The sequence below is a fragment of the Gemmatimonas sp. genome (assembly GCF_021298855.1).
In the GTDB taxonomy this organism is placed as follows: domain Bacteria; phylum Gemmatimonadota; class Gemmatimonadetes; order Gemmatimonadales; family Gemmatimonadaceae; genus Gemmatimonas.
Genome location: NZ_JAJTHI010000067.1, coordinates 1 through 2,682, shown reverse-complemented (window position 1 = coordinate 2,682; position 2,682 = coordinate 1). Strand labels below are relative to the sequence as shown.

The following is a 2,682-nucleotide window of genomic DNA, read 5'->3' as shown; positions in this document are numbered from 1 at the left end:
GGGCTGACCTTTCTTGGCGTCACGCTGCCGTGCGAGGTTACAAGTAGACTTTCGCGTGGGTATGTCCTTGGGCGTTTCAGTGGTTTCCCTCTAGTTACCTTCGGTGGACACCCAAATCCGGCCACCAGTGGACACCTGAAAACCGGCCACCACAGGCGAGCTGAGGCGTAGCCCGGCGGGACGCCCCGACAGGGGCGTTCACCGCCATGAGCAACGTCTTGGACGAGACCAAACAGCAGCAGGTGATCGCGCTGGGGCGACTGGGGTGGTCGCTGCGGCGCATCGAGGCGGCGACCGGCGTGCGCCGCGAGACGATCAGCGGGTATCTCAGGGCGGCTGGCGTCGCCGTGCGGCGCCGTGGGGGCCGGCCGACGCAGTGGCCGCCGCCAAATCCGGCCACCACGGGCGAGGTGTCCACCGACTCGGTGACCACCGATGCGGTGGTGGCCGCCCCGGTGCGGCCGGGCCGGGCACCGACGGCGAGCGCGTGTGAGCCGTATCGCGAACTGGTCGTAGACGCCGTCCGCCGCGGCCGGAACGCGATGGCGATCTGGCAGGACCTCGTCGACCAGCATGGCTTCGACGGCCGCTATGCGAGTGTGCGCCGCTTCGTCGGGCGCCTGCGCGTGACGACCCCCGAGCCGGCGGGCATCATCGAGACCGCCCCGGGGGAGGAGGCCCAGGTCGATTATGGCGAGGGGCCGATGGTCCGCGATCCGGCCAGCGGCAAGTACAAACGCACGCGGCTGTTCGTGCTGACGCTCGGGTACTCGCGGAAGTCCGTGCGGCTGCTCACGTGGCGGTCGAGTAGCCAGCGCTGGGCGGCGCTGCACGAGGAGGCGTTTCGCCGACTCGGCGGCACGCCCCGCGTGATCGTCCTCGACAATCTGCGCGAAGGCGTGCTCACGCCCGACGTGTACGACGCCCAGCTCAATCCGCTCTATCGCGATGTGCTCGCGCACTACGGGGTGGTGGCACTGCCGTGTCGCGTGCGCGATCCGGATCGCAAAGGCAAAGTGGAGTCGGGCATCGGCCACACACAGCGCACGCCGCTCAAAGGGCTCCGCTTTGAGACGATTGAGGCGGCGCAAGCCTACCTCGATCAGTGGGAAGTGCGCTGGGCGGACACGCGCATCCATGGCACGACGAAGCGCCAGGTCAGCGTGATGTTTGCCGAGGAGCGGCCGCATCTGCAGCCGCTCCCCCTCGAGCCCTTTCGCTACTATCGCCACGGCACGCGCGTCGTGCATCTCGACGGCTGTGTCGAAGTGGAGGCGGCCTACTACAGTGTGCCGCCCGGCTGGATCGGGCAGCAGGTCGTCGTGCAGTGGGATGATCTCCATGTCCGCGTGCTCGATCCCAAGACGAGCGGCCTGCTGCGCGAACACCTCCGCACGCGGCGCGGCCACCATCGCGTGGCGGACGCAGATCGCCCCACCCGGACACCGACCAAGACGCTGGCGCTGCTGGATCAGGCCCGCAAAGCGGGGCCGTCCATCGGCGCGGTGTGTGACCACATCCATCGGACCGAGGGCGTGCTCGCCCCGCGCCGTATCCTCGGGGTGCTCGCGCTGGCGCGCAAGCATGGCCCGGCCCTGACCGAAGACGCCGCCCACTTCGCCCTCGAAGCGGGGGCGCCGTCGTACCGCTTCCTCCGCCGCTATCTCGAGCGCGTGAAGCTGCCGGCCACGGCGCTCAAACAGATCGACCCGCTCATCCGCCATCTCACCGACTACCGCGCCCTCATCGAACAGCGAGCTGCCGCCGTATGAACGTCACCGAACTGGATCGCGCCCTCCGGAAACTCCGCCTCTCCGGCATGGCCGACGTCCTGGAAACACGCCTCCGCCATGCGCAGGCCGAGCGGCTGCCGCCGCTCGATCTCATCGCCATGCTCGTCAACGATGAACTGCAGCGGCGGCAGGATCGCCTGCTCGAACGGCGGCGCGTCCAGGCGCGCTTCCGCGACCCGAGTCGCTCGCTGGACTCCTTCGATTTCACCTTCAACAAGAAGATGAACCGCGCGCTGCTCTTCGAGCTCGCGACGGGCCGCTTCATCACGCAACGCGAAGATCTATTGCTCGTCGGTCCACCCGGTACGGGCAAGAGTCACCTGGCGCAGGCGCTCGGCCAGGCGGCGATCCAGCAGGGCCATCGCGTCCTGTATCGCGAAGCGCACCTCCTGCTCGAGGAGCTCACGGACGCCACGCTCGACGGCACACGCAAGGAGGTCTTCACGGAGCTCAGCACGGTGCCCCTGCTGATCATCGACGATCTCGGGATGCGGAAGCTGCCACCGACGGCCGCCGAGGATCTGCTCGAACTGATCATGCGGCGCTACGAGCGGGCGTCCACGATCCTCACCTCCAATCGCCCCGTCGACGACTGGGGCAAGCTGCTCGGCGACACCGCCGCCGTCACCGCGCTCCTCGACCGCCTGCTCCACCATGCCCACGTGATCACTTGCGGCCCCCGGAGCTGGCGGACCAAACTCCACGCGGCGACCGACACCTCCGTCACGCCGACCCGATAACCAGCCTCAGCCCGTCAGCGTGGTGGCCGGTTTTGAAGTGTCGATCAGTGGCCGGATTTGAGGTGTCCACCGAGGAGACTGACCACCGGAAACCCAGCTTTACTTGATGCCTCGCTCTCGGGAAAAGTCATCGAAAGACGGCAAATCTG

The 2,682-nt window shown here is 67.9% G+C and carries 2 protein-coding genes; both read left to right on the top strand.

The window, feature by feature from the left end:
- Positions 1-206: 206 nt before the first annotated feature.
- Positions 207-1,772, top strand: a complete 1,566-nt coding sequence (gene istA / locus LW840_RS15775) for an IS21 family transposase (protein ID WP_291277340.1) — start codon at positions 207-209, stop codon at positions 1,770-1,772.
- Entirely contained in the window at positions 1,769-2,533 is a 765-nt protein-coding gene (istB, locus tag LW840_RS15770) for an IS21-like element ISGau7 family helper ATPase IstB (protein ID WP_291277339.1), read from the top strand. The genes istA and istB overlap by 4 nt, the downstream gene beginning before the upstream one ends.
- Positions 2,534-2,682: the final 149 nt, after the last annotated feature.